The following is a 25,593-nucleotide window of genomic DNA, read 5'->3' as shown; positions in this document are numbered from 1 at the left end:
GCATATCGCCCCGCCGCATCTGTGGCGGGGCGGCTGTAGTATTCCGCTAACACCCGCGGCACCGCCCCCTGCCCTATCCTCCCAGCACCGTCAGCAAAGGGAGGATGCGAGATGGCGAAGATCCTGATGATCACCGGCGATTTCACCGAAGACTATGAAACAATGGTCCCGTTCCAGACGTTGCTGGCCTGCGGCCACAGCGTCGATGCGGTTTGCCCGGGCAAAAAGGCGGGCGACACGGTCAAGACCGCGATCCATGATTTCGAGGGCGATCAGACCTATTCCGAGAAGCCCGGCCACAATTTCGCGCTGAACGCCGATTTCGACGGCGCAGATGCTGCAAGCTATGATGCGTTGGTGGTGCCCGGTGGCCGTGCGCCGGAATATCTGCGGCTGAACCCGGAGGTTCTGGCCAAGGTCCGGCATTTCTTCGAAGCGAACAAACCCGTCGCGGCGATCTGCCACGGCGCACAACTTCTGGCCGCCGCCGGAGTTCTCGAGGGCCGCACCTGTTCGGCCTATCCGGCCTGCGCCTATGAAGTCACCGCATCAGGCGGCACCTTCGCCGATATTGCGGTGACAGAAGCCGTCACCGATGGCAATCTGGTGACAGCGCCCGCCTGGCCTGCGCATCCCGCCTGGCTGAAACAGTTCATGACGATCCTCTGACTTGGGCGAGAAGGGAGGCCCCGCGATGTGCGAACTCTTCATCAAGGCCGATGCCGAACAGTGGCAAAGCCGCACCCACAGCTTGCGCATCGACGGGGTCGCCACCTCGATCCGGATCGAGAACCATTTCTGGGACACCCTGACCGAAATCGGGGCGCGCGACGGGATGACTGTCGCGCAACTCATCACTCGGCTCTGGCATGAGGCGATGGATGCCGATCACGACCTCGGCAATTTCACCTCGTTCCTGCGGGTCTGTTGCAACCGCTATCATGCGCTGATCGCTGCGGGTGAGATCTCGACGGATCTTTCGGTGCCAATCGCGAGCCATCCGGCCCGTGAGATCCTCGCGCGTGAGACTGCCCGTCGTAACCTGCGGGTAAACTGAGGGGCGCTTGCTCCGACAGCACCATGCGTCGATACGGCAGCGAGCGGGTATCCGGGCACGATCTCGCGACTTGCAAAATCCACGATGCGTCGATAGAAGTGGAATAAATCGACACGATATCCATACCTGTCGATAGCATCGACACATCAGCTTTGTATGTCGATCAGAACTCAGGTGATCGACATGGCCTTCCATCCCGACCGTCCCTTCAATGACCTCCCTGCGCTTCCACCAAAGCAGGACATCGAGACCAAAGCGGTCCTGAAAGCCTGTATCGCGGCGCGCGCGGCATTGGCTGAACTGCGAGTCTCCGGCCAGATCATCCCCAATCAGGCCGTGCTCATCAACTCAATCCCGCTGCTTGAAGCGCAGGCGAGTTCGGAGATCGAGAATATCGTCACGACCACCGACCGCCTGTTCCGCTTTGCCAATGATACCGGCGGACAGGCCGACCCTGCGACCAAGGAGGCGTTGCGTTATCGCACGGCCTTACACCGGGGGTTCGGCATGCTGGAGCAGCGCCCGCTCTCGTCAGCCATCGCGGTCGAAGTCTGCCGCACGATCAAGGGAGTTGCGCTCGACATCCGCAATACACCCGGCACCGCCCTGATGAACGACACCACCGGCGCCGTGATCTACACCCCGCCCGAAGGCGAAGACCTGCTGCGCGCCAAGCTCGCCAACTGGGAACGCTATATCCACGAGGCCGAGGAGATCGATCCGCTGATCCGCCTGGCCGTGATGCACTATCAGTTCGAGGCGATCCATCCCTTCATCGACGGCAACGGTCGGACCGGGCGCGTACTGAACCTGCTCTATCTGGTCGACAAGGGGCTGCTGGATATCCCGGTGCTGTACCTCAGCCGTCACATCATCCAGAACAAGGCCAGCTATTATCGGTATCTCCTTGAGGTCACCACACAGGGTGCCTGGGAACAATGGCTGCTGTTCATGCTGGAGGCGGTCCGCACAACGGCGGAATGGACAACCGGCAGGATCAGGGCGATCCGTGACCTTCTGGAACAGACGGCGGCACAGCTGCGCCAGAGTCAGCCGAAGATCTATTCACGGGAACTGGTCGAACTGATCTTCGTGAACCCCTATTGCCGGATCAGCGATCTGGTCGATTCCGGCGTCGCCAAACGCCAGACAGCCGCCGTCTATCTCAAGGCGATGGTTTCTGAAGGGCTTCTGGAAGAGGTCAAGATCGGGCGCGAGAACCTCTATATCAATCCTGCATTGCTGGCATTGCTGTCAGAGCCGCAACGATAGCCCGACCCTGGCGTCTCGTTGCGGCGCCACTCGCCTCGACCCGCGATGCGGCGGAGTATCGCCGCAATAGGCCTGAGGGCCTGCGTGAGGATGCCTTTTCAGCGTGGAATGTCTTACCTCTGTGCCTTGCAGACCTCATGCAGGTCGAGGCACTGAAGGGATCCGGTCATGCTGCCATACCGCCGCCTCGTCATCGGCTTCGGCGCTCTTGTGCTTGCCCTGTTGGTGGCCTCCTTATGGCGCAGCCCTGCCCCCTCTATGCCGGCCATCCCCGACACGGCGGCAATCACGCCGCAGGTCTTCTCGCAGTTGGCTGCTCATCTCGAGGGCCAGCGCCCGGCCGAGCGCGACAGGCTGCTCGACGCGTTGCAGGCTGCGATCAACCGCGATCCCGCTCAGATGATCGACGCGCTGGACCAGAGCGGCGGCGCAGCACTCAAGGCCTATACGATTGCTATGGTTGCCGCAGATAGAGCCGACACTCTCGGCAGACAGGCATATCTCGTGCTGAGGGGCGGCGACCCGCAGGCTTCGCCCCTGACCGCACTTGCTGTATCGGAGAGCCGGGATGGCGGGTTGTGGTATCCGCTGGCCGATGCGGCGGGCACATTCATCGGCGAAGTCGGCGCGGCGCTTGCGCAGGCGTCCGAACGCGAGGCCGGGTTTCTGACCCTCGCCACCGCACTGCAAACCGAGCCGCCGCATGACCAGGGCCGCCTTTATCAATGGCTGTTTGACGCGGCGACAATCCATGACGGTATCCGGCTGCAATCAGGCGCACTCCAAGCCTTCGGTCTTTCCTATGACAAGGCCACGCAAGACAGCGTGCTGATGCGCTGAGAGGAAAAAGCATGAAACATCTTCTGCCCCTGACCGCCTGCGCATTGATCGCATCGACCGCAACGGCACTCGCCCAAGGCAACCTGCCCCTTGGCGATTGGGAGGTCACCGCCGTCCGGTTGCAGGATCCTTCGCAAAGGATCACCGCGATTGTCGAAGACGATCCCAGCTATATGGGGGTGGTTCTGTCCATCACAGACGAGTCCATGATCTGGCGACCGAACGGATCAGTGCCGGCAAATACTGCGCTTGAGGATTGCCCCGGGCCGATCATCCTGCCCGCGGCCGAGACGCCCGACCCGATCCATGTCGCACCCGGAGCATTGGCCGTGCTGTGCGGCGATGGACAGGCCTGGGGACCGGGGACGGTCTATCTGTCAACTGCGCCGGGCGTCATGGAACTCTGGTGGTTCGACCAGGCGCTTCTGACGCTGGAACGTGTTTCGAAATGATCGCTCGAGCCATGCGGCACCTGTGTCTCTGGCTCTGTCTTCTCGGCAGCCCCGCCCTGGCCGAGGAGATCCGGATTGACGGTGCCAGCCTGAATTTGCCTGCGGGCTGGGATCTTTCGGCCGATGGCACAACCCGGCAATTGACCCGCAGCTTTCCCGAGGCCGCGGATGAGCGCGGTTCGGGCATGGCGACCATTGTCATCCTTGGCCCGTTCAATGAGGCCGGGGTAGCTTTCGACACGAACTTTCTGACCGTGGTCCGCAGCGGCCTGCCTGACCTTGCAACGGAAGACCCCGATACTGCCGAGCAAGGCGTCACAACCTCTGGCCAGGGCATCCGCGTTGATGCGCGCTGCTGCACCCGCCGCGATGGGGTCAGCTTTGCCCAGACACTGGTCGGTATCCATGATGACCGGCGACAGATGTTTCTGATGCTGGTGACTGGCGGCCTGCGCGGCATCAACCGCGAGGCGGCCGAAGCAGATTTCTCGGGGCTGGTGCGGTCGCTGAAGCTGAACCCCGGCGATGAGGGTTTTGCTCTGATCCCGGCACCGGGCGATGGCGGGCTGGAGGGCGTCTACACCCATCTCAGTTCCGGTCTTCAGATCAATGTCTTCGGCGGCATGGATTTCGTGTCGGAAAGCGAGATCCTCGTCTTTGACCGCCGCGGCAGATTCAGCACGGAACTGCCCACCGGCGGGCGCACGGTGTCGGAATATTGCGTCGATGACCCACTTCCCTGTGGTCTCTATTCCGTGGCGGGTGATCGCATCACCCTGCGCAGCGTCGCCAATGCCTATGGTCTTCTCGAGGAAGAGGTTCTGCCCTTCGCCCCGGACGGAGATGATCTGCTGATCGACGGAGAGACCCATTTCCGCGTGCCGCCCTTTCCCGCCGGAACGACCCTGAACGGCACATGGACCCATCTTTGGGCCGCCAGCGGCAATGGGATCGGATCCTCGACCAGCATGGCGAGCCAGCGCAGTCTGACGCTGCGGCCCGACGGCACATTCAGTCGCGAAGGCTGGTTCGGCGCAACCACGACATCCGAGACCGGCGGTGCAACCGTCTCGGGCGACCGGCCCGCCGAACGGGGTCGCTACGGCCTCGAGGACAATACCCTGACGCTTGAAGGAGATGACGGCACCATCCAGATGCTGAGCATCTTCGCCCCCGATATCGGTTCCGACGAACTTCTGGTCATCGATGGGCTGAATTTTCTGAAGGAATAGGACGGCGATCACGCAATAGAACTGGAGTACAGCTATGCTGCGCCCTCCGGCACAGCATCTGGCACGATGTTCTGGCGGCGGCCGTGTCAGGCATCCATTCAACACCCGGGGCAGTTCAAGGGCATCATTGATCAAATCCGAAGCCGGGGGCCTCTGCGAAAACTGCGGCGAACCCGCTTCACTTCTGGCAAAGTCGTGTTAGGTGAATTGATCGGTGTAGTAGCGCTCACCGCAGGTATCGCAGCGAAAGCAGGAGATCTCCGTCATCAATTCCGGCTCTCCTTCGCTCGCGAAGTCGCGCCCTCTTAGGGCCGGTCCCTGTTGCCAGTATCGGAGGGAACTCTGTACCGCCACCAATGCGGCATGATCGGTTGGTGAACCAGTGAACACGCACCATGTGCCGCAGCATATCGGCCAATCAAAGCGCTGGAGGAAGAGCGGGATATCGGGGAGACGGTGGTAGGCGGCCAAGGCTGCCTTCGGATCGGTTGCGAAATGGGCGATGAGCCGACTAGCCTCGAAGTCGTCGTTCCGTTCGACCGCGCTGCTGTTGATGCAGTCTGCGCAAAGCTCGAACACTTCGGGGTCGGTGGTGGCGAGTTCGGGGTTGGCCGCGCGTGACGGATCGACGATCACGCCCGGATAGCCGAAGACAGGCACATCCGCTCGCTCACAATATTGGCACCGCGCGTCCGGGTCATCGATCACGCGTTCGGCTTTTTCGGCAACATGCTCAAACAAGCGGTTCATCGCTGCTATACTCCTGCTTGCTCGGCAACAAGCTTTCGCTGAGCCCTTGCATGATATGTGATCTGCATGATGCGGACCATGCTCAGGTGATATGCTCCCGCACCCTCCAGGTACCGAGCCCTGCTGAACGCATCAGTTCATACCAAGGCTCTGCGTCCCGTAGTGTGAGCAAGGCCAGCCGCATTTCCAGAGGAAGGTAGAAATCATCACCCGCCCATAATTCGTGCCATCCGCCAATCACAGCGTCGATGTCATCGTGTGCGAGATGGCTGCTTTCAGCATAATAATCCTCATATGCCTCGGCCTGCGGCTCACCGGTTGCCTCGATATACTGGTGCCGTTCCAGCCCGAGCGACGCCAGTGGCATGGGCGAGAGCCCATGATCGCCACGCACGAGCGCCTCACGTGAATTGATATTCGTACCCTGGGGCCTCTCATCCTTGAGCCTCGCTCACAGGCAACCGCCATGCGATCTGGTTCCGAAGCCCCTTGACCGTTTCGTTGCCCGCGACCAACATTTCAGGCCAGATCCCGACCTCCTGCGTAGAAGATTGCGCAGGAACTCATCCCCTCGACGAGTACCGCGCCAGTTGCAAGTGTCACCAGGATGCCGGCGATCACCCGAAGCGGCGGCCGGTCTCGGTGAAGGTGCAGTCGTTAGCAGCGATGGTCTCACCCGAGGACAGATAGTCGTATTCGCGCTCCAACTGGTGGTAGAGCCAACGGGCCAGATCGTGCAGTGCCTCGATCACCGCTTCTTCTGCGTCGGCCGTCATATCCTGATGCGATGCGCTGTACCGCGCCACCGAGATCGCCATGCCGTACTCGTGGTTATAGTGGCTTCGATGGCGGACATCGGCGCGCAATTGGTAGAAATTGCATCGCTGGGCCGTCTGCAGCGCATCGGCGATGCGGTGCAGTTCCGCGCCTTGCGGCGCGTACTCCCTGATCCGGCAAGGCGCGCCCTTCCGGTAAGAAAGGTATGCTTCGAAGCAAGCCCCGTCGCCTTGCGACCAGAAACCACTGAACCAGATGCAGGGGTCATGACGTGTGCCGCCGCCCATGAGGCGGGTGGGCCGGGTCCTGAGGTCAAGACCGAGGATTTCTGCGATGCGCTGGAAATCCTCATCGGCGGCGTCATACCAGCCGTGATCGAAGCCGCACTTGCGTTACTAGGTGCGGGCCCTGTCGATTGCCCAATCGACCATCATCACCCGCCTGCGGCAGTTCGAGGATGATGTGAACGCCTGACGAGATGTTGCCGCACTCGGGCATCGACTGGTACAATAAAGCCGAAGCCACCGGCCTTTCGGCCAAGGCACAGGCAGCAGATGCGAAGAAGCGGTTACTCCCGACCCCTGCCTGACAGGGCCAGGAGGCGAGCCTGCCGCTCAGACCTTTGTCCTAGATGCTTATGTGCTTGCCCAGCGACGGTGCAAATCATCGATAATCAGGTCGTGCCGATGTTGACCAGTTACGCCATGGTCACACAGATGCGGATGATTCTCGGGCAGTTCGGGATGTTCATGCACGAGATCGGATGGATCACCGGCCGGCCATAGACGTAGCGCCAGCAGAACGCCCCCGAGTCCAATCAAAGACAGGACAATAGAGGTCGACTGCAGGCCAAACGCCGCTCCGAAGCGGCCGGCAAGCGGGTAGGTTATCAGCCAGCACGCATGAGACAGCGCGAATTGTGCCGCGAAAATCGCGGGTCGGTCCTGGGCGTGAGAGGAACGCCGCAGCAGACGGCCCGAGGGCGTCTGCGCCGCGCTGTAGCCAAAGCCGATCAACAGCCAGAGCGCAAGCAGAACGGGATAAGACTGAACCACCGCTCCCAAAGCCGTACCCGCCACCACGACCGCCGCCCCGGCTATCATAACCGGGCGATCGGCGATCCGATCAAGTAACGGCGGCAGCGCAAACGCCGCGATCATCGAGCCTCCACCAAAGGCGGCAAGCGCAAAGGCAACCTCTGATTCAGTCAGGCCGAAGCCGGATTTCACGATCACCACAGTGTTCACGATGACCATGGCACCGGCCGCAGCAACCGCCAGATTGATCGCCAACAAGCCACGAAGGCGCGGCGTCGCCAGGTAAAGCCTGAGGCCACGCGTTGTCTTGTCCCAGATCCTGCGGCGCGGGCCGGGGTCGGGGGTCGGAATCCTAACACTAACGACCAGCGCCGCAGATACGAGAAAGCCAATAACCGTCCCGGCAAACAAGCTGTGAAAGCTGATAATTGTCAAAAGAGCTGCGGCCAAAACGGGAGAAACAAGGCTTTCCAGATCATAGGCCAACCGCGAAAGCGACAATGCGCGAGTATAGTCTTCCTCTTCAGGGAGGATGTCAGGAATGGCAGCCTGAAAGGTCGGGGTAAACCCGGCAGAGGCCGCTTGTAGCGCGAAAATCAGCAGGTAAATCTGCCAAATTTCCGTAACGAACGGCAGACAGATCGCCACGGCGGCTCGGACCAGATCGAGCGCGACCATCAGGGATCGGCGAGGCAAACGGTCGGACAGCGCCTGAGCGACGGGGGCAACCCCGACGTATGCGATCATCTTGATGGCCAATGCAGTGCCCAACACCGCACCGGCATTTGCCCCCGCCATCTCATAGGCAAGCAAACCGAGAGCCACCGTCATCAACCCCGTTCCGACCAGCGCAATCACCTGCGCTGTGAACAGATGCCGATAGGTGCGGTTCTTCAGGATGCCGAGCATCTGCGATCCTCTAGAGAAGTTTGGTGAGCGCTTTCATTTCAGCCAGGACCTCACCCGCATCGTGGTCCAGACAGTGATCAATATGGTCATGGATCAGCATCCGCTTAGCGGCAGTCACCGCGCTCTCGACCGCAGTCAGTTGGCGCGCGATGTCCAGACACGGCTCGCCTCCCTCGATCATGGCGATGACGTGCCGCATATGCCCTTCGGCACGTTTCAACCTCTTGATGAGGTCAGGATGGGTTGCATGGCGGTGCGGTTCTGTCATATCACAATGCGTATCCCCCCCGGGGGGATATAGCAAGTGTCGAATGAACCGGATCGATGACGCCAGGAAAGTCACAGAGCTCAGGCATGCGCGCAATCATGGCCAGATGGATCGTGATTGCGACACTGCTGTGCTTTGCACTGGCTCCGATCATTGTTTCTTTGACGCACGGCCCAGCCGTTGGCGCGGCATCAGCCGAAACCCTGGCCCACGGACATTCCCATATCGCTTCCGATAAGGCCGGTGGCCACGACGCCACAGATCACGAACATCAGCTTTCCGCGCTGGTGCCGCCGCCTGTCGCAAGCGAGAGCTTCAGAGATCGTGCTCCAGTCGCGCTGACAGAACGAACGGCAGGGCCTGACAGGCAAGAGGGGCTACGACGACCTCCGCGTATCTGAATGAAACCGCGCATCATCCGCGCTTTCGGGAAATTCGGATACAAAGGACCACTCAATGAAACTCGACTTCGGCAGGAAGTCGGCCACCAGGAGCATGGGGGCCAGGCTTTGGCCTGTGCTCGCTCTGGCTGTGGCCGGACTTCTGGCTCTCACCCAAACTGTGCTGGCGCATGGCGTCACATTAGGGGATCAGGGCTATATATCTGAAATATACGGAGTAAAAATACTCCCGTTCATGTATCTCGGGGCCAAACACATGGTCACAGGATACGATCACCTCCTGTTTCTGTTCGGGGTGATCTTCTTCCTCCACGGAGCGAAGCAAATCGCGGGCTATGTCAGCCTGTTCGCCATAGGTCACTCGACCACGATGCTCGCCGGGGTCTATTTCGGCATTGGCATCAACGGCTACATCATCGACGCCCTCATCGGCTTTTCCGTCGTCTACAAGGCTCTCGACAATCTGGGGGCCTTCCCGCTCTGGTTCGGGTTCCAACCAAATACCAAAGCAGCCACACTGCTGTTCGGCTTCATGCATGGCTTCGGCCTGGCGTCAAAAGTCCTTGACTACAATATTGCCCGGGACGGTCTGGTCCCCAATCTTCTGGCATTCAATGTCGGGGTCGAGATCGGACAGATCATTGCCCTGCTGGCGATCCTGCTGTTCATGAACCACTGGCGCGCGACCCGCGCCTTCGGCCGGCAGGCCTACACAGCCAATATACTGATGATGACCGCCGGCTTTGTTCTCATGGGCTATCAGATTACCGGATTTTTTGTGGCATAGGGGAAGAACATGAACCGTTTCAACATACATGAGGCCCCGCCGATCCCGCAAACCGGCGGCCTGCGCGCGGAACCACGTCACAGCAATGGCCGGAAATCCGATCAGCCATCAACTGACCTGCCATCCGGTATTTCTGGCAGGGGATTGATCCGTTCAACGTTGAAGGCAGGGGCCGGCGCCGCTGTGATCCTGGTCCTCTTCGTGCTGCCTGCAGAATTCGGGATAGATTTTACAGGGGTGGGTCGCGCTCTTGGCCTGAAGGAGATGGGCGAAATCAAGGGGCAACTCGCGGCAGAAGCAGCTGCCGATGAAGCTGCAGCGGCAACCAACCCGCAAATTGCAGCGCGCCTGGACGCAATTGACGCCCAGTTGAGCGACATAGCAGCACTGCTGATTTCAGCGCCATTAACTCCACCGCAAGTCGCTCCGGTAGTCGATCCCGCCGGGGCATCGGCACCAAATGCTGTGGCCACTGATGAGATGCCCCCATCTGCAAACGACGGAACATGGCGGGACGACCTTTCGGTAGTTCTTGCACCAGGGGAAGGAATCGAAATCAAACTGGCAATGACGGGAGGACAGATTGCCAGGTTCGAGTGGTCAGCAAACGGTGGCGTTTTGAATCACGACACCCATGGCGATGGTGGAGGACAGAATGTGACCTATGCACAGGGGCGGGGCATCTCAGGTGAGGTGGGCGAACTTACAGCAAACTTTACCGGAAATCATGGCTGGTTCTGGCGAAACCGGAGCGATGCGCCAGTTACCCTGACGCTGCGTACCGGAGGTCAGTATAGCCGGTTCATTCAACCGTAACCCCATCGCAGTCGGGATTTGCACCTCTCACGAGATGCGCAAACGCAATCCCGGATGCAAAGACGGGATGCCGCAACCGGCCCGGTTCCGAATTTGCGCACATCAGGCCCCGGTCTTTTCGACCGGGGCCCTGGTGGGGGGGTCAGTCCCCCCGGCGGCTGTTGGGCCGCGACCAGATCAAGCTGTACGCCTCGCCATCCTCGTCAGCGAAGAGGTTGGCGTAGATCGGATGCGCGAAGCTCGGATCGTCCAGCTTCAGGCCCAGATACTCACGCCCCTCGTTCGAGCGTTTCGTCCAGGCGGCACCGATCTCCGCGCGGCCGACCAGGATCCGGTGCGAGGGGGCGTTCTCGCCCGAGGCCCGCAGATCGGGGATGATGCGCACGCCCTTGGCCTGCACGCTCAGGGTGACGATCTCGCCGGTGTATTCGTTGCCGGTCTTCTTGAAGGTGCCGATGGTCGCCATTGTCTGTCTCCATTCTCTCGTGTTCGGGCCCGCTCCAGTGCGGCCTCGATGGCGATCGAAGGGCCGGAGACGACCGATGACGCACCCCCGCAGGGGGCCCGACAGCACAGGAGGAACTTTCTTGCTCCGCGCGGAATGGCGGCATCGCCGACAGGGGAAGAAAGTTGGGACAACGCTGTTGCGTCAAAGCGGTCGAAGCGCATAGCGCTGCTCTTCGGCCAGATCAGCCCATCACAGAGGACGCATGCGAGCGGTCCCAACCCCACCAGAGAGACAGGAGACAGCGGCGACCCTGAAGGAACCGTCGGGAGGACCCGACAGGCAACCTCCGGCGATATCAACTTGTTAGCGGGCAGCTACGGTTGCGCCCCCTTCACCGACCTGCGGCCCTAGCGGCGCAATGCCACACTGGACCTGATCGGCGGCCGGGAGGGCACAAGCCGCCGCAACGCTCGACCGGGAAGAGACAGTGAACCTGATGCGCGATCAATGCGGGCGACCGGTCCTCCGAACCCGTGATGGCCGAGGCCGGAACGAGGAAAGGCCTGATCCCTACCCGGCCACGGCGGCACGGTGCGTTGAATCCCCACCAGGGCCTCGGTTCGAAAGGCCGCGGTCGGCTCACCGGACCGCATCCCATAAGCCTTCCGTGATTTCGCGGGCAATCATCGCGCGGGCGTTCTGCATCACATCATCGCCGCTGGTGTCGATATGGCCGTAGAAGCGCGCCCGCCCAACATCGACCAGCCAGTCGGCATAGCGGCAGTATTCACGGCGTTCAAGGCGGAAGACCCGCAGATCCTCGGCCCAATGGGGCTTGGGTTCAATGACGACCGTGATGCCGTCGCGGCTCTCGATCCATGGCAGACAACGCTCTGCCGGTGGATTCATACGGTCTTCTGCGAAGATCGCGTCGATGGTGATCGTTCCGGGCATGGGCGAAAGCTCCAAAAGAAAAGCCCGGTCATAAGGACCGGGCAGACTGAGGGGTTGGGTAATCAAGCTGCGAGGCGACCGAGGCCGCCCCGCAGCTGAAGATCATTCCGCAGCGATGCTGTGCGGCGGTTCCTGCTCTTCTTCCTCGAGTGCATCGTCGTCCTCGCCATCGTCCGAGAGGAAGTCAGGCAGCGAATCGAATTCCGAGCTCTCGCCCGCGCCCGCATCCTCGGTGGCCTGAGCGCCGTCCATCCGCAGGGGCTCCGGCAGCCAGCCGCTGCCCGCAAGCAGGCGTTCGGCTTCCGTGGCCATCTCGCCCTTCTTGAGATGGCCGATCAACTCCACAGCCTGCTCGCCAACCCCTTCGCGCACAGCCTCAAGGATGCGGGCCTTGGTCACGCGGCCGAGGTAGTTAGCGACCGTTGGCCTCCAGCCCGCTTCGACAAGATCGAGACCCGTGATGCGCGCCAGACGATCCGCCTCCTGCAATCGGCGATCAAGACCATGTTGGCTGATGCCATTGCCGCTATAGGGATTGGGCCGCTCATAAAGCGCGTTGACCCCGAAGCTCAGGCAATGAGCCAGAAGCGCCTGTCGGCTGGCCTCATCCAGAGCATGCAGCCAATCCCAAAGCCGGTCATCATGGTCTTCGAGCGGGATATCCGCCCTCCAGGCCGTATGCCGTTCGTCGATAGCCTGCGCCGGCAGCGAGTCACCGAGATCCGGGGCCTGCACCGACAGATGCACGTCCTGAACCCGGGCCTGCAACGCATGGCCGGCACTGCGGATGCCGAAGCAGTCGAGGACAAGCCGGTGCAAGAGCGCCGTCATCGCGATGCGCGGATTGTTCGCCACCGCATCGCGCAGTGCCAGCGTCCGATGCGCCGTCAACTCGATCACCAACCGCTCGGGCAGCGGCTTAATCGCATCGGCGTCGTCTTCCTCCTCCTCCTCCGGCGGCGTGCTGGGTTCACCGCCAAGGGTGATGACCGTGCGTTGGTGACAGACATCGGGCTCCGCCCGTTGCAGCACCTCACCGGTCTCGGGGTCGACAATCTCGGGTTCCGGCTCCAGCGGCGCTTCGTCCTCGGCCCGCACATAGCCGCGCTCGATCAGCAGCGTGCCATCGACATCGAGACTGACGAAGACCCCGGCCCGCGCCATCTGCGCCGGCTCATAGGTCATCGGCCGCATCTCGAATGCGCCAAGGGTCTTCTCGATCTCGCCCAGGCGGGCATCAACCTCATCGGGATATTCCTCTGCCTCGGCATGTTCTGCCTCGAGACGGTCATATTCGTCGCGAAGCGCCCCGCGCGTCGCGCGCTCCTCCTCGGTCAGGTCGACCGTGGTGCCGATGATCTGCCGCATGCCGTAGGCGTGGCTGTAGGGGAAGCTGACCGCGACCTCGATCCATTTCCAGCCCTCGGCGGCGATGGTCTCGGCCTCCACCTTCAGTTTCTCGTTCACCAGCCGGTCGAGCAGCACCGGATCCTGCAGCCAGCCGCCATCATCCTGCTGGAAGAGATCGCGCAGCACATAGCCGCCCGCAGCCTCGTAGGCCTCAATGCCAACGAAGGTGACGCGCTTGTCGGAGGCCCGGATCGTGGTCTCGGTCAGCAGGCGGCGGATATTGTAGGGCTCCTTCGACCAGTTGTCCTTCACCGCGTCCCAGACCTGAACCTGGCGCTCATGGTCCGAAGAGATGGTGAAGGCCATCAGCTGCTCCAAAGTCATGCCGTCCTCGGCATAGATCTCGAGTAGCGCCGGCGCGACCGAGACCAGCCGCAGGCGCTGTTTCACCACCTTGGCGTCGACGAAGAAGGCAGCTGCAATCGCCTCCTCGGTCATGCCCTTCTCGCGCATGGCCTGGAAGGCGCGGAACTGGTCGACCGGATGCAGCGGCGCGCGCTCGATATTCTCGGCCAGCGACACCTCGTCGATCAGCACATCGTCGGTAGCGTTCGACACGATGCAGGGGACCGGTGCAGTCTTGGCGAGGCGCTTCTGTTTCACCAGCAGTTCCAGCGCCCGGAAGCGGCGACCGCCGGCGGGCACCTCGAACAGGCCGGTCTCGGCACCATCCTCGCCCAGAACCGGGCGGACATGCAGGGACTGGATCAGCCCGCGCCGCGCGATGGACTCGGCCAGTTCATCGCCCGAAACGCCGGCCTTGACGCGCCGGACGTTGGACTGGCTCAACACCAGCTTGTTGAAGGGGATATCGCGCGAGGACGACAGCGTGATCTTCTGAACGGCAGTGACCATGTCAGATACTCCAGGACGGGCGCCGGGGAGACCCTCTCTCCGGCTACCAACCCGTCATGGACCCCCCCTCCCCTCTCTCCCTCTCCTGGACGGAGATCTCGGACGGGCGTGGGTGAAGGATGCTGGACACACCCTGGCGTATTGATTTGTCGGGATTTCCTTGGCCCCCGTCCACGGCTGTGCGACAAGAAGACGATCCCGCCTTACACCAGATCTGCCCCGTCACTTGATAAGGAATGGTCATGTATCATCACATCCTGATCTCCACCGATGGATCCGAAACTGCCACCAAGGGCCTCGACCATGGTCTGACGCTCGCGAAGGCGCTTGGCGCAAAGGTCACCATCGTCACCATCACCGAGCCGTTCCCGGTCTATGCCGCAGCTGCAGGCGGCGCATGGGTCGCACCTATCGAGATGAATGGCAGCTATGAAGAGAGCCAGAAAGAACTGGCCGATGGCATCCTGAAGGCCGCGAAAGAGGCCGCCGACAAGATCGGCGTGTCGGCCGAAGTTCTGCATGTCCCGAACGGGTTTCCGGCAGAGGCCATCGTCGAGACCGCAAAGACCCGCGATTGCAGCCTAATCTGTATGTCCTCACATGGTCGGCGAGGTCTAGGCCGCTTGCTGCTCGGCAGCCAGACTGCCGAAGTTCTGGCCCACAGCCAGGTGCCGGTCCTGGTGGTCCGCTGAGGTACGGCAGACGTGAAGATCCTGCGAACCGGTCGGGTTTCCCGAGTGCCCCTGCTTTGGGAGCAATGCGGTGCCCGATGACCTTCCCTCATCATGGGTCGATCTTCTTCGCCGTGCCGAAGGTCGACCTGATGGGGTTCTGTCCCTGGTTGACGCGGACGGGAATCCGACCATCGACCAGATAGCTGAGCGCCTGACTGACCGCGGCTTCTTCAAGGTGGCCAGCGCAAGACGTTATCAGTTGACAGAGGCTGGTCGTGCAGTTCTCGCCGGTTTACCGGGGCTGAAGCGGCGCAAAGCGGCAAGTGAGAGTGGATGGCTGAGCCGCCTGTTTCGGCGGAGATAGTCGCTTATCGCCATGAGCGGCAACCGCCCATGGGCGACATGTCGCCCAGCCTCAATCGCAGATCCTTGCGAGCAGAAGACGCCATCCCTACCTGCAGGTCGGGCGACGATGCCAGCGACAACAAGAACATATGGGCATGCTGACAATGCGCTATCTGCTTGCATTCTATTCCGCGACCACCAGTCAGTGGCGGTGCCTCGACACCGCCCTGCTGTCTGTGCCAATGCCAGGTCCCGAGGACATCCCTCGGGTGCTTCACGCAATCCCGGACATCACTCTGCAGTGGCTACTGGAACGCCGGGAGCTTGGTCCTTTTGAACCGACCAGTGGCGAGGCAATCACAGACGCCGTTCTTGTCTACAGGTTGGAAGCCAGCGGCTCCCCGATCGGTGATGGAACCGACTATCTCGGTGCCTGGCTGGAAATGTTCATGCAAAGCCATAGGCCAATCGGCACGATCAGGCTTCTAGCCACCAGTCAGAGGGCGCAGTTCGAGAGTTTCGATGCGCTTCGGGGACTGGTTGCCGCACCCCTGCAAGCACGTGATGAGGCCTGTCAGCAGACGATGGACCTGATGAAAGATTACGTGCCCACTCCTGCCGAAGAGCGCGCAGACGTTCTCGAAATCCAACGCCAAGAATCTGTGTAAGGTTCTATCAGGCCTCGAATTTGACGATTCCGCTTCGCGGCCAAAGCTGCAATGGTCGTCACAATCCAACAGGAGTAAACTAGGATGACCACGATCAATGACATTGCGGGCAAGATCGCCGAAGAGAACGGCTTGACGAAATTTCAGGCCAAAGCGGCCGTCGAGGCTGTCTTCAAAGCCGTGACGGAAGCAGCCATCGCCGGCGAGGAAACCTCAATCCCCGGCTTTGGCAAGTTCAAGGTGAAAGAAACCGCCGAACGCGAAGGCCGCAATCCCGCCACCGGCGCCACCGTGACCATCGCGGCCTCGAAAAAGCTGACCTTCGCCCCGGCAAAGGCCGTGAAGGACGCGCTGAAGGCTTGAAGCGATCCGATAGCGGGGAGGCATGAGATCGGTTAGCGAAGGGCCATTGCCCCGCATCCCATATCTGGCCAACCCCGCGAGCGGTTACAACGACCGCACCGGACGGCACCTCCCCCTACCGTCCGGTGTATCTTTTGTCACGCGACAGCCGGCGCGGCCTCGCGCTGACGCGCTTGGCCTGATTGTTCTCCGTTTCACCAGGTGGTGATGTTGTGGCTGATGTTTTCCCTCTCTAAGAAAACTTGGATCTCATCGTAGGGATTGCCACCACCTGCGCTGACGGTGAACCTCTGAGCCAGGAGTGTAAGGGCATCGCGATCCGCGGCATCCTGTAGTTGGCAGGAAAGAGCGGATCTCATTAATGGCACGTCCTTGGCGGCAATGGTCATATGCCACTCAATCTTGCCGTCTCCGCTGATGATGCGGATGTCGCCGTTGCCGTCCAATCCCGCGTCTGTCCTCCACCATTTCCTGGTACTGGCAGTCGCTTCCTCACTGTAAAGGACAACACGATCCATCCGCATCCCCCGCCTTTCGCTATTCCGCCACCCTTGCGAACTGTATGTAATAGCTATGTCCGGATGTTTGATAGGGGATACCTTCCGCCGTCATAAATGCCCGAACGTCTTGATGCGGTTCCGCGTCGTCGAATTGCGCGGTGAATTTCTCCCGGAGCAGAACCAAAGTATCGGCGGCGAATTTGACAGGGATGATTGGCATATGGCGCAGAATTGCCGCGTTCAGCGCCGCGATATCGGCCTCAGCAATAACGGTATAGAACTGCTCCTTGTCTGTTTTATGAGTGATGCGGACGGTGTGGTCGGGTTCACGTGTAGCAATCGTTTCGAAAAACGGTAAAGCAACATCGGATCGGAGCGCAACGTAGTCCAACTGCTTCCCGTCGATCACCACGCGGGTCAGATCCGCATCGTTGGGATAGGTAAATATCGGGGTTTTCTCCATTTCCCTCATAACCTCGCCGTCCACCTCAACGGCGCTGACGAACGACAGACCATATTGGCAGCCCAGGCTCATGACGGCCCGCCAGTGCCACAGCCGTTCATCGTCCCCGGCGTCTTCGGCTTCCTTCATATGGGCCTCGCAAGTCTGCAAAAAGCCAAGGCATAGAGCATCGCCCGTTTCCTCACGAACCCGCAGGAACTCGAGCCACACCTCCCCTGTGACAACGAAAACCAAATCGGGGCGGTGGTCTCTCAGCATCACGGTTCCTCGTTGCTCGGAGAATGTAGCAGCGCAAGCATCCACGCCATGCCGATGATACAGAGCCGTCCCCTAGGTGTTTGATCCCACGGTTTGATGGTGCGATCCTTTCTCTGGAATGGAAGGATGCAGCATGGGACAAGTTCGTCACGGGAGCGCCACGACCACGCACGCCGTCAGAACTGCAATACAGCGATCGCAGGCTTCGCTCGCGCAGCTGAGCCGGGAATTGGGCATCAACCCCAAGACGGTCGCGAAGTGGCGCAAGCGTGCGACGGTCGAGGATAGGAAGACCGGGCCGACGGAACCGCGCTCAACGGTGCTGACCGAGGCAGAAGAGGCGATGGTTGTTGCATTCCGGCGCCACACGTTGCTGCCGCTGGACGACTGCCTCTATGCCCTGCAGCCGTCTGTCCCGCATCTGACGCGGTCAGCGCTTCATCGGTGTCTGCAGCGCCATGGAATCTCGCGCCTGCCGGATGTCGAGGGCGAAAAGCCCAAGCGGCAGAAGTTCAAGCGCTACCCCATCGGGTTCTTCCATATCGACATCGCCGAGGTGCAGACGGGTGAGGGCAAGCTCTATCTCTTTGTGGGCATTGACCGAACGGCCAAGTTCGCGGTCGCCCAACTCGTTGCAACGGCTGACAGAAAGACCGCCTGGGAGTTCCTGCAGCACATGCTCGAAGCCGTGCCCTACCAGGTCCACACCATTCTCACTGACAATGGCATCCAGTTCGCAGAGCAGCCGCGCAACAGGAACACCATCTATTCGCGGCCGATGCGTTTCGACATGATCTGCGAGGCCAACGGGATCGAGCACCGGCTGACCAAGCCGAACCATCCGTGGACGAACGGCCAAGTCGAGAGGATGAACCGCACGATCAAAGACGCAACCGTCAAGCGATACCACTACGACAGCCACGACCAGCTTCGAACGCACCTCGCGGATTTCTTGGCAGCCTACAACTTCGCCCGAAGGCTCAAGACGCTGAGCGGCCTCACGCCCTACGAATACATCTGCAAAATCTGGACATCAGAGCCGGATCGATTCATCCTAAACCCGATCCACCAGATGCCGGGACTGAACACCTAGCTTGCGACCCTGCTGCTCCAGTGCCGCGACGATATGAGGATGCGAATAACCCAAGGCGTTGACGGCAATTCCCGCGCCGAAATCGAGATAGCGTTGTCCATCGGTTGCCGTAAGCCATGCGCCGTCACCCTGCTCGAACACCATGGACGCCGGTTGGAATACGGCAAGAAGTGCGCTCGTCATTCGATGTTCTCCACCAGTGCGTCGATGACGCTGCCGAGCTGCATTTCATGTTCGCCCTCGGCGATGGTGCGCCCGAGGACTTCGAGAACCACGGCGGCAGCATTTCGGGCGGCCCCTACCAGATTGCGGCCGTGCGCAAGGTTGGCGGTTAGAAGCCCGGTGAACAAATCGCCCGTGCCGACCGGTACGATAGGCAGGCGGGGAGAGGTCAGGCGCATGAACGTGCCATCCTCAAACACGACATTTTCCAGCGAACCGGCCGGGGTGTCTGGGAATGTGCAGCCGGTAACAATGAGCCGCGCCCCCCGGATTGCCTGAACCTTCGCTGCCTCTGCTTTCAGTATCGGCCATGATGTCGGTTGGCTCTGTGTCAGCAAGCCAAGCTCGAACTGATTGGGGGTCAAGAGGTCGGCGAGCGGCACCAAATGGTCCAGCAGACATTCGATGACCTGCTCGGCGACGAATACCCCGAGATTGGAGTCGCCCATGACCGGATCGCAGATATAGGTGATGTCGGGATTGAGCTGGCGGGCGCGTTCCACGAACGCCGCGACCACCTCGCCATTGGCGCGCGAGCCGAGATAACCCGAAACGATGTAGCGGCTCGTTTCGATCAACCCCCGTTCCTCGACGCCGCGTAGCAGGTCGCCCACCAATTCCGGTTCCAACACGCGCCCGCGCATAGTCTCGAAATGCGGATTGTTGGAAAGAAGGGTTGTCGGCACCGCCGCCACGTTTAGCCCGCGCGCCTGCATGGGCAGGACGGCGGCGCTGTTGCCGACATGCCCATGAACAACCTGACTCTGGATCGAGATGATAGAGGTCTGCATGGTCATCACTCTGCCGCGCCTTCGCTGATCGCAGTTTCGACAGGCCGTTTGCGGGGAAGCTGTCCGTTCAGCACCATGTATGCGATGAGGCCGATCACCAGCCCCCAGAAAGCGCCTCCTACACCGAGCATGTTGATGTTGGCGGCCGAGGCGAGGAACGTAATGAGCGCCGCTTCGCGCGATGCCGGTTCCGCCATGGCTCCCGCGAGGCTGCCGCCGATGGTGCCGAGTAGCGCGAGGCCCGCGAGCGTGGTGATGAACGTGGCGGGGAACGCCATGAATACCGCCGCAAGGGTCACGCCGAACACGCCGACCAGAACATAGAAGCAGCCTGCCGCGATACCAGCGATCCACCGCTTCGACGGGTCTTCATGCGCTTCGCGGCCCGTAGCGATGGCGGCCGTGATGGCGGCGATGTTGAACGCATGGGAGCCGAAAGGGGCCATGACAAGCGAGCCAAGGCCGGTCACGGTCACGATGGGGTTGGCGCTCGTCTTAAACCCGTCATTCCGAAGCACCAGCATACCCGGCATATACTGGCCGGTCAGTGTGATGAGGAACAAGGGCAGCGCCACGCTCAATGCCGCGTTCAGCGTGAACTCCGGCATGGTGAATATCGGCATGGCGAACTTCAATTGCAGGCCCGACAGATCGACGCGATTCTGCAAGAGCAGAAACACAAGCCCGATTACGAGGATGCCGACCACGGCATAACGCGCGGAAATGCGTTTGAGCAGCACATAGGCAAGGATCAGCAGGCCAACCAGCAGCGGATCGACGCTCGCACCACCAAAGGCCCCAATTCCGAATTGCAGCAATATGCCCGCGAGCAGGCCCGAGGCGATGCCGGGCGGGATCAATCGGATGACCTTCTCGAAATATCCCGACATGCCGAGCAGAACGAAGGCAGCAGCGGAGATGATGTAGGCTCCGACCGCTTCCGCATAGGACGTGCTGGCAAGCGCCGTGACAAGAAAGGCGGCAGCCGGTGTTGACCAGGCCGTAATGATCGGCTCGCGGTAGCGCCAGCTCAGGAACAGCCCGGTCAGCCCGACGCCAATCGATACCGACCATACCCATGATGCCGTCAATTCCGGGCTAAGGCCCGCAACCCGCGCGGCTTGGAACACAAGAATGAACGTCCCGCCATAGTTGACGATGACGGAGATCAGCCCGGCGACGATGGGGTGGGTAAGATCATTCAACCGGATAGGCGATGGTGACGGACTGGACGACATGGTTCCGAAAATTCTCCAAGGCAGGGCGACAGGGCACGAGGCCGCGAACATGCCTTGACATTTAGCCGGTCAATGGCCTGATGTTCCCCGCCAATTATTTCCAGAGGATCAGACCATTTGTTCAAGCACTCACAGCTCGAATCCGTGAAGGCATGGCTCGCCCATCCTGCCCATTCGGCGATGCCGCTCCATGCGCGGATACAGCGGGCGATCCGGCAACTGATCCTTGACGGCGCGATTGGCCCCGGAAAGGCGCTCCCAGCCTCTCGCGCGCTTGCGGCGTCGCTGGGCGTTTCGCGCGACACGATAGAATCCGCCTATGCGCAGCTTCATGCCGAGGGCTTCATTGAACGGCGCGTCGGCAGCGGCAGCTTCGTGGCGGAAATGACGGAGTTCGCACCCGGACATCGGCGCTCCAAGCGCGACGCTCTCATGCGCAACCAAGCGCCAAACCTTAGTAAGCGCGGCGACGCTACGTTCCGCAGTGGTGGTGTGCGTGAGATACTCATGCCGCGCCCCTTCGCACCCGGAGTGCCGGATACGCGCAGCTTTCCCCTCCCGCTTTGGGAACGGCTGGAACGACAGGTGTTGAAGGAAACCGGCACGTTGGCGCTGCTGCATGGCGATCCGCAGGGGGCTGAGCCGCTGCGCCGGGCTATCGCCGACTATGTGAATCTCGAACGCGGGGCGCGCGCCACGGCCGACCGCGTGCTGGTGCTGACCAGTTCGCAACAGGCATTGACGCTCTGCGCGAACATGCTGCTTGATCCCGGTGATCGCATCTTCATCGAAGACCCGGCCTATTACGGCGCACGTAAGGCGTTCGACGCGGCGGGGCTGGAATGCGTACCCGTTCGTGTGGACCGACAGGGCATCGTCGTTGAGCCGATCATCGACGACCCGCGTCGGGCGAAGTCCGTTTTCCTTACACCTTCACACCAGTTCCCGACCGGTGTGACGCTAGCGCTGGATCGTCGGCTTGCGCTGATCGAATGGGCGGCCCGGCATCAGGCATGGATCATCGAGGACGATTACGACAGCGAGTTCCATTATGCGGGTAAGCCCACCGCCTGCGTTCAGGGCCTCGATCCGCATGATCGGACCATCTACATCGGCACCTTCACCAAGTCGCTCTTTCCGGGCTTGCGGATCGGCTATCTCGTGCTGCCGCCGCAACTGGTCAAGCCGATGACGGTCGCACGCACGCTGCTTGATGGTCACACCGCGTCCATAGCGCAACTTACTCTCGCACGTTTCATGGAAGGCGGGCATTTCGGCGCGCATGTGCGGGCTATGCGCGGCATCTATGCGCAACGGCTTGATGCGCTTTCTAGCTTGGTCCGCAAACACCTTTCCGATTTTGTCGAACCTCGTGTTCCTATCGGTGGTTTGCAGATGCCCTGCGTTCTGACCTGCGACATTCCCGAGCGCGTGGCCGTGGATGCCGCGCGCCGTGTCGGCGTGGAGTTGTTGGGACTGTCGCCGCTACATGCCACGGGCGGCGGCAAGGCCGGTTTCCTGATGGGCTTTGCCGCATACACGCCGGCGGAGCTTGAGGTTGCAGTCAGAAAACTGGCGAACGCACTCCAGTCGGTGAGGATGCCTACCTAAATGGTCTGGATATGATCCCATAAGTGGATGGGAATATCAGACCACTTTCGTGATAGGGACCGGCAAACCGGCTTCCGCATGATGCCCATGTGGTGAGCCGCTCCCTGCCTGAACCTTGAAGGAGATCAGCGATGGCAACATCGACAGCCTACGCCCCGAGCCAGCCCCTTGCCGAAGGAAGTGTTGGAAGCATCAGTCTGTCGGGTGGAGATAGTCCGGTATTCGCCGCTATTGCTGATGAACAGAACCGCCAGCGTAATTGCATCGAACTGATAGCCTCGGAGAACTTCGTCAGCCCCGGCGTCTTGGAAGCGCAAGGTTCGATCCTCACGAACAAATATGCCGAAGGCTATCCGCACCGGCGCTATTATGGCGGCTGTGCCAATGTCGATGTGGTGGAAGACCTCGCCATCGAGCGGCTGAAGCAGCTTTTCGGCAGCGCCCATGCCAATGTGCAGCCGCATTCGGGCAGCCAGGCCAATCAGGCGGTATTCCTCGCGCTCCTCAATCCCGGCGACACGATCCTCGGTCTCGACCTGAAGGCCGGCGGGCATCTCACCCATGGAGCGCCGGTCAACATATCGGGGCGATGGTTCAACGTGGCGAGCTATGGCGTAGAGCCCGACAGCCACCTCATCAACATGGACCGGGTCGCAGAAGCGGCACGCGAACACCGCCCCAAGCTGCTGATCGTCGGCGGGTCAGCCTATCCGCGCGAACTCGACTTCGCACGGTTCCGTGAGATCGCTGACGATGTCGGCGCCATCCTGATGGTCGACATGGCCCATTTCGCGGGGCTGGTCGCTGGTGGCGCCTATCCTTCGCCAATGCCCCATGCCGATATTGTCACGTCCACCACGCACAAGACGCTGAGGGGCCCGCGTGGCGGCTTCGTTCTGACCAATGATGCCGGGATCGCGAAAAAGATCGACTCTGCGGTGTTTCCCGGCCTTCAGGGCGGCCCGCTCATGCATGTGATCGCGGCCAAGGCGGTGGCTTTCGGCGAAGCCCTGCAACCATCCTTCAAGATTTATACGCAACGCGTGGTCGAGAACTGCCGCACACTTGCGGAAGTCCTGATCCAGGGTGGTCTGGCAATCACCACAGGCGGCACCGATTGCCATCTCGCTGTCGTCGATCTGCGTCCTCTGGGTGTGACCGGCAATATCGCCGAGAAGGCGCTGGAGTCGGTCGGCATCACGCTCAACAAGAATGCCATTCCCTTCGATCCGGAAAAGCCGATGGTGACCTCCGGCATCCGTGTGGGAAGCGCTGCCGGCACCTCGCGCGGTTTTGGTCCCGATGAGTATCGCCAAATCGCATCCCTGATCCTCGATACGCTTCACGGCGTACGCGCAGGAACGCTCGATTCCGAGCGCGGGCAGATCGCCGGCCGTGTGCGCCAACTGGTCGCGCGTTTTCCGCTGCCATATTGAACAGCATGAGTGAGGCCAGCACTTAAATGACCGCCACCCCGATGCCGGATCTTTCGCCAAAGGACATCGCCCGCTTCGGCGACGATCCCGCCAGTCGCTTCGCCGCCAATTTGAAAAATGTTCAGGAGCGCATCGCAGCCGCCAGCCTGCGCAGCGGTCGCAGCGCCGATGCGGTGCGCCTGCTGCCCGTCACCAAGACGGTTCCGGCCCATATCCTGCGTTTCGCCTTCACCGCCGGGATCACCGATTTCGGCGAGAACAAGTTGCAGGAGGCGCGTGACAAGCAGGCTGCGCTGGCCGATCTGGCGATCCGCTGGAACATCATCGGCCACCTTCAGACCAACAAGGTGAAATACCTTGTTCGTTTCGCGTCCGAGTTCCATGCGCTGGACAGTATCCGGCTGGCCGAGGAACTGAACCGCCGCCTTGACGCGCTGGAGCGCAACCTCGATGTCTTCGTGCAGGTCAACACCTCGGGCGAGGAGAGCAAATTCGGCCTGCATCCCGATGATTTTCTGCCCTTCGTCGAGCGACTGGTCGACTATCCGCGCCTCAAGCCACAAGGGCTTATGACGCTGGCGGTCTTCAGCTCCGACGCCGAGCGGGTGCGGCCGTGCTTCCGCCTGCTGCGCGAGTTGCGTGACCGCGCGCTGGCTGTCCATCCGGGGCTGACCAGGCTGTCCATGGGCATGTCGGGTGATTACGAACTGGCCATCGAGGAAGGTGCGGATGTGGTGCGCGTCGGTCAGGCCATCTTCGGCCCGCGTCCGACCGATGATGCCTTCTACTGGCCGGGCGCAATACCACTCTCATAGCCCTCTACCCAGGGGCCACGATGCCGAGCACCCTGCACGTCGCTCGGTCTATGCTGGCTGACCGGATCGAATCGCGGCTAAAATCGGTCCGCCCGAACCGATCGTCCCATTTCGCTGGCGAGCGACAGCAGATTGTGAAGCGCGGTGCTGCGGTTGAACGGCGACCAGACGGCGGTAAAGGCAACCGGCTCCAGCTCGTCGGATAACGATCGGAAGGCGATGCCGGTCGTCGGCAGCAGTGCCGTGGCTGCCCCGACGATGGTGATGCCGAAGCCCTGCCCAACCATGGACAGCAGCATGCCGCGCCCTACGTCGAAACGCAGGATTGGCGGCGCAGGCCAGCGTCCGGCGAAGCGCAGCATAATGTGGTCATGAACCTGCGGGCCAGTGCCGCCATGGCGGACGAGAAAGGTCTCGCCCACCAGATCGGCCCATGTAATTGCCGATTGCCCGGCAAGACGATGCTGTTCCGGCAGCACCGCCACCAGCGGTTCGGTCCAGATCGGGCGGGTATGGCAGTCGGGCAATTCAAGCTTGCCCGCGACGAACACCACATCCAGCCGGTCGGCGCGAAGCTGGATGACCGCATCGCGGGCCGTGCCTTCGTTCATCTCGACCTCGATGCCGGGATGGGTTTTGCGATACTGCGCGATCAGCTCGGCGAGGAAGCTGCCGGGGATCAGGGCATGGATGCCGATACGGATGCGACCACATTTCCCTGTCGCTGCCATGCCTGCTGTCTTCACCGCATGGTCAAGATGATCGACGCCGGCAGCTATCCGCTCGACGAAAAGGCGTCCTGCCTCGGTCAGCCTGACGCCGCGTGCGTGACGCTCGAACAGAAGGATGCC

28 protein-coding genes and 1 pseudogene are annotated in these 25,593 nt (G+C 61.2%); 15 read left to right on the top strand and 14 right to left on the bottom strand.

Going from position 1 to position 25,593, the window contains the following annotated elements; all coding sequences use genetic code 11:
• The first annotated feature begins 111 nt into the window (after nt 1–111).
• The 6 genes from JC607_RS19840 (at nt 112) to JC607_RS19815 (ending at nt 4,853) form a co-directional block, all read left to right on the top strand.
• Nucleotides 112–669 (top strand): DJ-1/PfpI family protein, encoded by a 558-nt coding sequence (locus tag JC607_RS19840; RefSeq protein WP_174213010.1) that lies wholly within the window; start codon nt 112–114, stop codon nt 667–669.
• A 25-nt stretch (nt 670–694) separates the two neighbouring features.
• The gene (locus tag JC607_RS19835; protein WP_174213011.1) at nt 695–1,057 is read left to right on the top strand and encodes a ribbon-helix-helix domain-containing protein; all 363 of its coding nucleotides are present in this window, start codon (nt 695–697) and stop codon (nt 1,055–1,057) included.
• A gap of 156 nt (nt 1,058–1,213) precedes the next feature.
• Nucleotides 1,214–2,329 carry a protein adenylyltransferase Fic gene (fic, locus tag JC607_RS19830; protein WP_198838575.1) on the top strand — a complete coding sequence of 372 codons (1,116 nt, stop codon included), beginning with the start codon at nt 1,214–1,216 and terminating at the stop codon, nt 2,327–2,329.
• A 168-nt stretch (nt 2,330–2,497) separates the two neighbouring features.
• A complete protein-coding gene (locus tag JC607_RS19825) occupies nt 2,498–3,169 on the top strand; it encodes a hypothetical protein (protein ID WP_174213012.1) in 672 nt (223 codons plus the stop codon).
• Between the two features lie 11 nt (nt 3,170–3,180).
• Nucleotides 3,181–3,621: a hypothetical protein gene (locus tag JC607_RS19820; protein ID WP_174213013.1), complete on the top strand. Its 441-nt coding sequence runs from the start codon at nt 3,181–3,183 to the stop codon at nt 3,619–3,621.
• An 11-nt stretch (nt 3,622–3,632) separates the two neighbouring features.
• Nucleotides 3,633–4,853, top strand: coding sequence for a hypothetical protein (locus tag JC607_RS19815; protein WP_174213014.1), 1,221 nt, complete (start codon nt 3,633–3,635; stop codon nt 4,851–4,853).
• Between the two features lie 198 nt (nt 4,854–5,051).
• Here JC607_RS19815 and JC607_RS19810 read toward each other — a convergent pair whose 3' ends face one another.
• From JC607_RS19810 to JC607_RS19790, 5 genes and pseudogenes are all read right to left on the bottom strand, one after another.
• The gene (locus JC607_RS19810) at nt 5,052–5,603 is read right to left on the bottom strand and encodes a hypothetical protein (RefSeq protein WP_174213015.1); all 552 of its coding nucleotides are present in this window, start codon (nt 5,601–5,603) and stop codon (nt 5,052–5,054) included.
• Nucleotides 5,604–5,685: 82 nt separating this feature from the next.
• Nucleotides 5,686–5,970, bottom strand: a complete 285-nt coding sequence (locus JC607_RS19805) for a hypothetical protein (RefSeq protein WP_174213016.1) — start codon at nt 5,968–5,970, stop codon at nt 5,686–5,688.
• Nucleotides 5,971–6,220: 250 nt separating this feature from the next.
• Nucleotides 6,221–6,772: pseudogene (locus tag JC607_RS19800) on the bottom strand (antitoxin of toxin-antitoxin stability system); the annotation flags it as partial.
• A gap of 243 nt (nt 6,773–7,015) precedes the next feature.
• Entirely contained in the window at nt 7,016–8,326 is a 1,311-nt protein-coding gene (locus tag JC607_RS19795) for an MFS transporter (protein ID WP_174213017.1), read from the bottom strand.
• A gap of 10 nt (nt 8,327–8,336) precedes the next feature.
• Nucleotides 8,337–8,594 carry a metal-sensing transcriptional repressor gene (locus JC607_RS19790; RefSeq protein WP_174213018.1) on the bottom strand — a complete coding sequence of 86 codons (258 nt, stop codon included), beginning with the start codon at nt 8,592–8,594 and terminating at the stop codon, nt 8,337–8,339.
• A 456-nt stretch (nt 8,595–9,050) separates the two neighbouring features.
• Here JC607_RS19790 and JC607_RS19785 point away from each other — a divergent pair, with 456 nt between their 5' ends.
• The gene (locus tag JC607_RS19785) at nt 9,051–9,782 is read left to right on the top strand and encodes a HupE/UreJ family protein (protein WP_370584896.1); all 732 of its coding nucleotides are present in this window, start codon (nt 9,051–9,053) and stop codon (nt 9,780–9,782) included.
• 9 nt (nt 9,783–9,791) lie between these two features.
• Nucleotides 9,792–10,598: a hypothetical protein gene (locus JC607_RS19780; protein WP_233093034.1), complete on the top strand. Its 807-nt coding sequence runs from the start codon at nt 9,792–9,794 to the stop codon at nt 10,596–10,598.
• Nucleotides 10,599–10,740: 142 nt separating this feature from the next.
• Here the strand turns inward: JC607_RS19780 and JC607_RS19775 are convergent, their stop codons facing one another.
• The 3 genes from JC607_RS19775 to JC607_RS19765 form a co-directional block, all read right to left on the bottom strand.
• Nucleotides 10,741–11,064, bottom strand: a complete 324-nt coding sequence (locus tag JC607_RS19775) for a DUF736 domain-containing protein (RefSeq protein ID WP_174213019.1) — start codon at nt 11,062–11,064, stop codon at nt 10,741–10,743.
• A gap of 621 nt (nt 11,065–11,685) precedes the next feature.
• Nucleotides 11,686–12,000: a hypothetical protein gene (locus JC607_RS19770; RefSeq protein WP_174213020.1), complete on the bottom strand. Its 315-nt coding sequence runs from the start codon at nt 11,998–12,000 to the stop codon at nt 11,686–11,688.
• A 102-nt stretch (nt 12,001–12,102) separates the two neighbouring features.
• Nucleotides 12,103–14,265 carry a ParB/RepB/Spo0J family partition protein gene (locus JC607_RS19765; protein ID WP_174213021.1) on the bottom strand — a complete coding sequence of 721 codons (2,163 nt, stop codon included), beginning with the start codon at nt 14,263–14,265 and terminating at the stop codon, nt 12,103–12,105.
• Nucleotides 14,266–14,507: 242 nt separating this feature from the next.
• On the opposite strand from JC607_RS19765, the gene JC607_RS19760 reads away from it, so the two are divergent.
• The 3 genes from JC607_RS19760 (at nt 14,508) to JC607_RS19750 (ending at nt 16,315) form a co-directional block, all read left to right on the top strand.
• Nucleotides 14,508–14,957, top strand: a complete 450-nt coding sequence (locus JC607_RS19760) for a universal stress protein (RefSeq protein ID WP_174213022.1) — start codon at nt 14,508–14,510, stop codon at nt 14,955–14,957.
• A 491-nt stretch (nt 14,958–15,448) separates the two neighbouring features.
• Nucleotides 15,449–15,952: a hypothetical protein gene (locus tag JC607_RS19755; protein WP_174213023.1), complete on the top strand. Its 504-nt coding sequence runs from the start codon at nt 15,449–15,451 to the stop codon at nt 15,950–15,952.
• Nucleotides 15,953–16,036: 84 nt separating this feature from the next.
• Nucleotides 16,037–16,315 carry an HU family DNA-binding protein gene (locus JC607_RS19750; protein WP_174213024.1) on the top strand — a complete coding sequence of 93 codons (279 nt, stop codon included), beginning with the start codon at nt 16,037–16,039 and terminating at the stop codon, nt 16,313–16,315.
• 194 nt (nt 16,316–16,509) lie between these two features.
• Here the strand turns inward: JC607_RS19750 and JC607_RS19745 are convergent, their stop codons facing one another.
• Together JC607_RS19745 and JC607_RS19740 are read right to left on the bottom strand one after the other, a co-directional pair.
• On the bottom strand, nt 16,510–16,833 hold the full coding sequence (locus JC607_RS19745; protein WP_174213025.1) for a hypothetical protein: 324 nt from the start codon (nt 16,831–16,833) through the stop codon (nt 16,510–16,512).
• Between the two features lie 19 nt (nt 16,834–16,852).
• Complete coding sequence (locus JC607_RS19740) at nt 16,853–17,536, bottom strand: hypothetical protein (RefSeq protein WP_174213026.1); 684 nt, start codon at nt 17,534–17,536, stop codon at nt 16,853–16,855.
• A 133-nt stretch (nt 17,537–17,669) separates the two neighbouring features.
• On the opposite strand from JC607_RS19740, the gene JC607_RS19735 reads away from it, so the two are divergent.
• A complete protein-coding gene (locus tag JC607_RS19735) occupies nt 17,670–18,629 on the top strand; it encodes an IS481 family transposase (RefSeq protein WP_174213027.1) in 960 nt (319 codons plus the stop codon).
• On the opposite strand, the gene JC607_RS19730 is transcribed toward JC607_RS19735, so the two are convergent.
• Genes JC607_RS19730 through JC607_RS19720 form a run of 3 tightly spaced genes read right to left on the bottom strand, consistent with a single transcriptional unit; the run spans nt 18,591 to nt 20,847 of the window.
• On the bottom strand, nt 18,591–18,812 hold the full coding sequence (locus JC607_RS19730) for an aminotransferase class III-fold pyridoxal phosphate-dependent enzyme (RefSeq protein ID WP_198838574.1): 222 nt from the start codon (nt 18,810–18,812) through the stop codon (nt 18,591–18,593). The two genes, JC607_RS19735 and JC607_RS19730, sit on opposite strands and share 39 nt — an antisense overlap.
• Nucleotides 18,809–19,648, bottom strand: a complete 840-nt coding sequence (gene pdxY / locus JC607_RS19725) for a pyridoxal kinase (RefSeq protein ID WP_174213028.1) — start codon at nt 19,646–19,648, stop codon at nt 18,809–18,811. The genes JC607_RS19730 and pdxY overlap by 4 nt, the downstream gene beginning before the upstream one ends.
• Nucleotides 19,648–20,847: a benzoate/H(+) symporter BenE family transporter gene (locus tag JC607_RS19720; protein WP_198838573.1), complete on the bottom strand. Its 1,200-nt coding sequence runs from the start codon at nt 20,845–20,847 to the stop codon at nt 19,648–19,650. The genes pdxY and JC607_RS19720 overlap by 1 nt, the downstream gene beginning before the upstream one ends.
• A 150-nt stretch (nt 20,848–20,997) precedes the next feature.
• Between JC607_RS19720 and JC607_RS19715 the strand changes: the two genes are divergently transcribed.
• From JC607_RS19715 to JC607_RS19705, 3 genes are all read left to right on the top strand, one after another.
• Nucleotides 20,998–22,491 carry a PLP-dependent aminotransferase family protein gene (locus JC607_RS19715; RefSeq protein ID WP_174213030.1) on the top strand — a complete coding sequence of 498 codons (1,494 nt, stop codon included), beginning with the start codon at nt 20,998–21,000 and terminating at the stop codon, nt 22,489–22,491.
• A gap of 131 nt (nt 22,492–22,622) precedes the next feature.
• Entirely contained in the window at nt 22,623–23,927 is a 1,305-nt protein-coding gene (gene glyA / locus JC607_RS19710; protein ID WP_174213031.1) for a serine hydroxymethyltransferase, read from the top strand.
• A 26-nt stretch (nt 23,928–23,953) separates the two neighbouring features.
• The gene (locus JC607_RS19705) at nt 23,954–24,742 is read left to right on the top strand and encodes a YggS family pyridoxal phosphate-dependent enzyme (protein ID WP_198838572.1); all 789 of its coding nucleotides are present in this window, start codon (nt 23,954–23,956) and stop codon (nt 24,740–24,742) included.
• Nucleotides 24,743–24,819: 77 nt separating this feature from the next.
• On the opposite strand, the gene JC607_RS19700 is transcribed toward JC607_RS19705, so the two are convergent.
• Nucleotides 24,820–25,473: a LysR family substrate-binding domain-containing protein gene (locus JC607_RS19700; RefSeq protein ID WP_233093035.1), complete on the bottom strand. Its 654-nt coding sequence runs from the start codon at nt 25,471–25,473 to the stop codon at nt 24,820–24,822.
• Between the last annotated feature and the right edge of the window lie 120 nt (nt 25,474–25,593).

This window comes from Paracoccus sp. IB05, from assembly GCF_016405985.1.
Lineage (GTDB): Bacteria > Pseudomonadota > Alphaproteobacteria > Rhodobacterales > Rhodobacteraceae > Pseudogemmobacter.
Note: the sequence above shows the minus strand (reverse complement) of the source record. Positions and strands in the feature narration are given on the sequence as shown.

Coding starts and splice junctions, on each gene's coding strand:
- JC607_RS19840 (WP_174213010.1), top strand. CDS start 112: ATGGCGAAGATCCTGATGATCACCGGCGATTTCACCGAAGACTATGAA.
- JC607_RS19835 (WP_174213011.1), top strand. CDS start 695: ATGTGCGAACTCTTCATCAAGGCCGATGCCGAACAGTGGCAAAGCCGC.
- fic (WP_198838575.1), top strand. CDS start 1,214: ATGTCGATCAGAACTCAGGTGATCGACATGGCCTTCCATCCCGACCGT.
- JC607_RS19825 (WP_174213012.1), top strand. CDS start 2,498: ATGCTGCCATACCGCCGCCTCGTCATCGGCTTCGGCGCTCTTGTGCTT.
- JC607_RS19820 (WP_174213013.1), top strand. CDS start 3,181: ATGAAACATCTTCTGCCCCTGACCGCCTGCGCATTGATCGCATCGACC.
- JC607_RS19815 (WP_174213014.1), top strand. CDS start 3,633: ATGCGGCACCTGTGTCTCTGGCTCTGTCTTCTCGGCAGCCCCGCCCTG.
- JC607_RS19810 (WP_174213015.1), bottom strand. CDS start 5,603: ATGAACCGCTTGTTTGAGCATGTTGCCGAAAAAGCCGAACGCGTGATC.
- JC607_RS19805 (WP_174213016.1), bottom strand. CDS start 5,970: ATGCCACTGGCGTCGCTCGGGCTGGAACGGCACCAGTATATCGAGGCA.
- JC607_RS19795 (WP_174213017.1), bottom strand. CDS start 8,326: ATGCTCGGCATCCTGAAGAACCGCACCTATCGGCATCTGTTCACAGCG.
- JC607_RS19790 (WP_174213018.1), bottom strand. CDS start 8,594: ATGACAGAACCGCACCGCCATGCAACCCATCCTGACCTCATCAAGAGG.
- JC607_RS19785 (WP_370584896.1), top strand. CDS start 9,051: ATGAAACTCGACTTCGGCAGGAAGTCGGCCACCAGGAGCATGGGGGCC.
- JC607_RS19780 (WP_233093034.1), top strand. CDS start 9,792: ATGAACCGTTTCAACATACATGAGGCCCCGCCGATCCCGCAAACCGGC.
- JC607_RS19775 (WP_174213019.1), bottom strand. CDS start 11,064: ATGGCGACCATCGGCACCTTCAAGAAGACCGGCAACGAATACACCGGC.
- JC607_RS19770 (WP_174213020.1), bottom strand. CDS start 12,000: ATGCCCGGAACGATCACCATCGACGCGATCTTCGCAGAAGACCGTATG.
- JC607_RS19765 (WP_174213021.1), bottom strand. CDS start 14,265: ATGGTCACTGCCGTTCAGAAGATCACGCTGTCGTCCTCGCGCGATATC.
- JC607_RS19760 (WP_174213022.1), top strand. CDS start 14,508: ATGTATCATCACATCCTGATCTCCACCGATGGATCCGAAACTGCCACC.
- JC607_RS19755 (WP_174213023.1), top strand. CDS start 15,449: ATGCGCTATCTGCTTGCATTCTATTCCGCGACCACCAGTCAGTGGCGG.
- JC607_RS19750 (WP_174213024.1), top strand. CDS start 16,037: ATGACCACGATCAATGACATTGCGGGCAAGATCGCCGAAGAGAACGGC.
- JC607_RS19745 (WP_174213025.1), bottom strand. CDS start 16,833: ATGGATCGTGTTGTCCTTTACAGTGAGGAAGCGACTGCCAGTACCAGG.
- JC607_RS19740 (WP_174213026.1), bottom strand. CDS start 17,536: ATGCTGAGAGACCACCGCCCCGATTTGGTTTTCGTTGTCACAGGGGAG.
- JC607_RS19735 (WP_174213027.1), top strand. CDS start 17,670: ATGGGACAAGTTCGTCACGGGAGCGCCACGACCACGCACGCCGTCAGA.
- JC607_RS19730 (WP_198838574.1), bottom strand. CDS start 18,812: ATGACGAGCGCACTTCTTGCCGTATTCCAACCGGCGTCCATGGTGTTC.
- pdxY (WP_174213028.1), bottom strand. CDS start 19,648: ATGACCATGCAGACCTCTATCATCTCGATCCAGAGTCAGGTTGTTCAT.
- glyA (WP_174213031.1), top strand. CDS start 22,623: ATGGCAACATCGACAGCCTACGCCCCGAGCCAGCCCCTTGCCGAAGGA.
- JC607_RS19705 (WP_198838572.1), top strand. CDS start 23,954: ATGACCGCCACCCCGATGCCGGATCTTTCGCCAAAGGACATCGCCCGC.
- JC607_RS19700 (WP_233093035.1), bottom strand. CDS start 25,473: ATGGCAGCGACAGGGAAATGTGGTCGCATCCGTATCGGCATCCATGCC.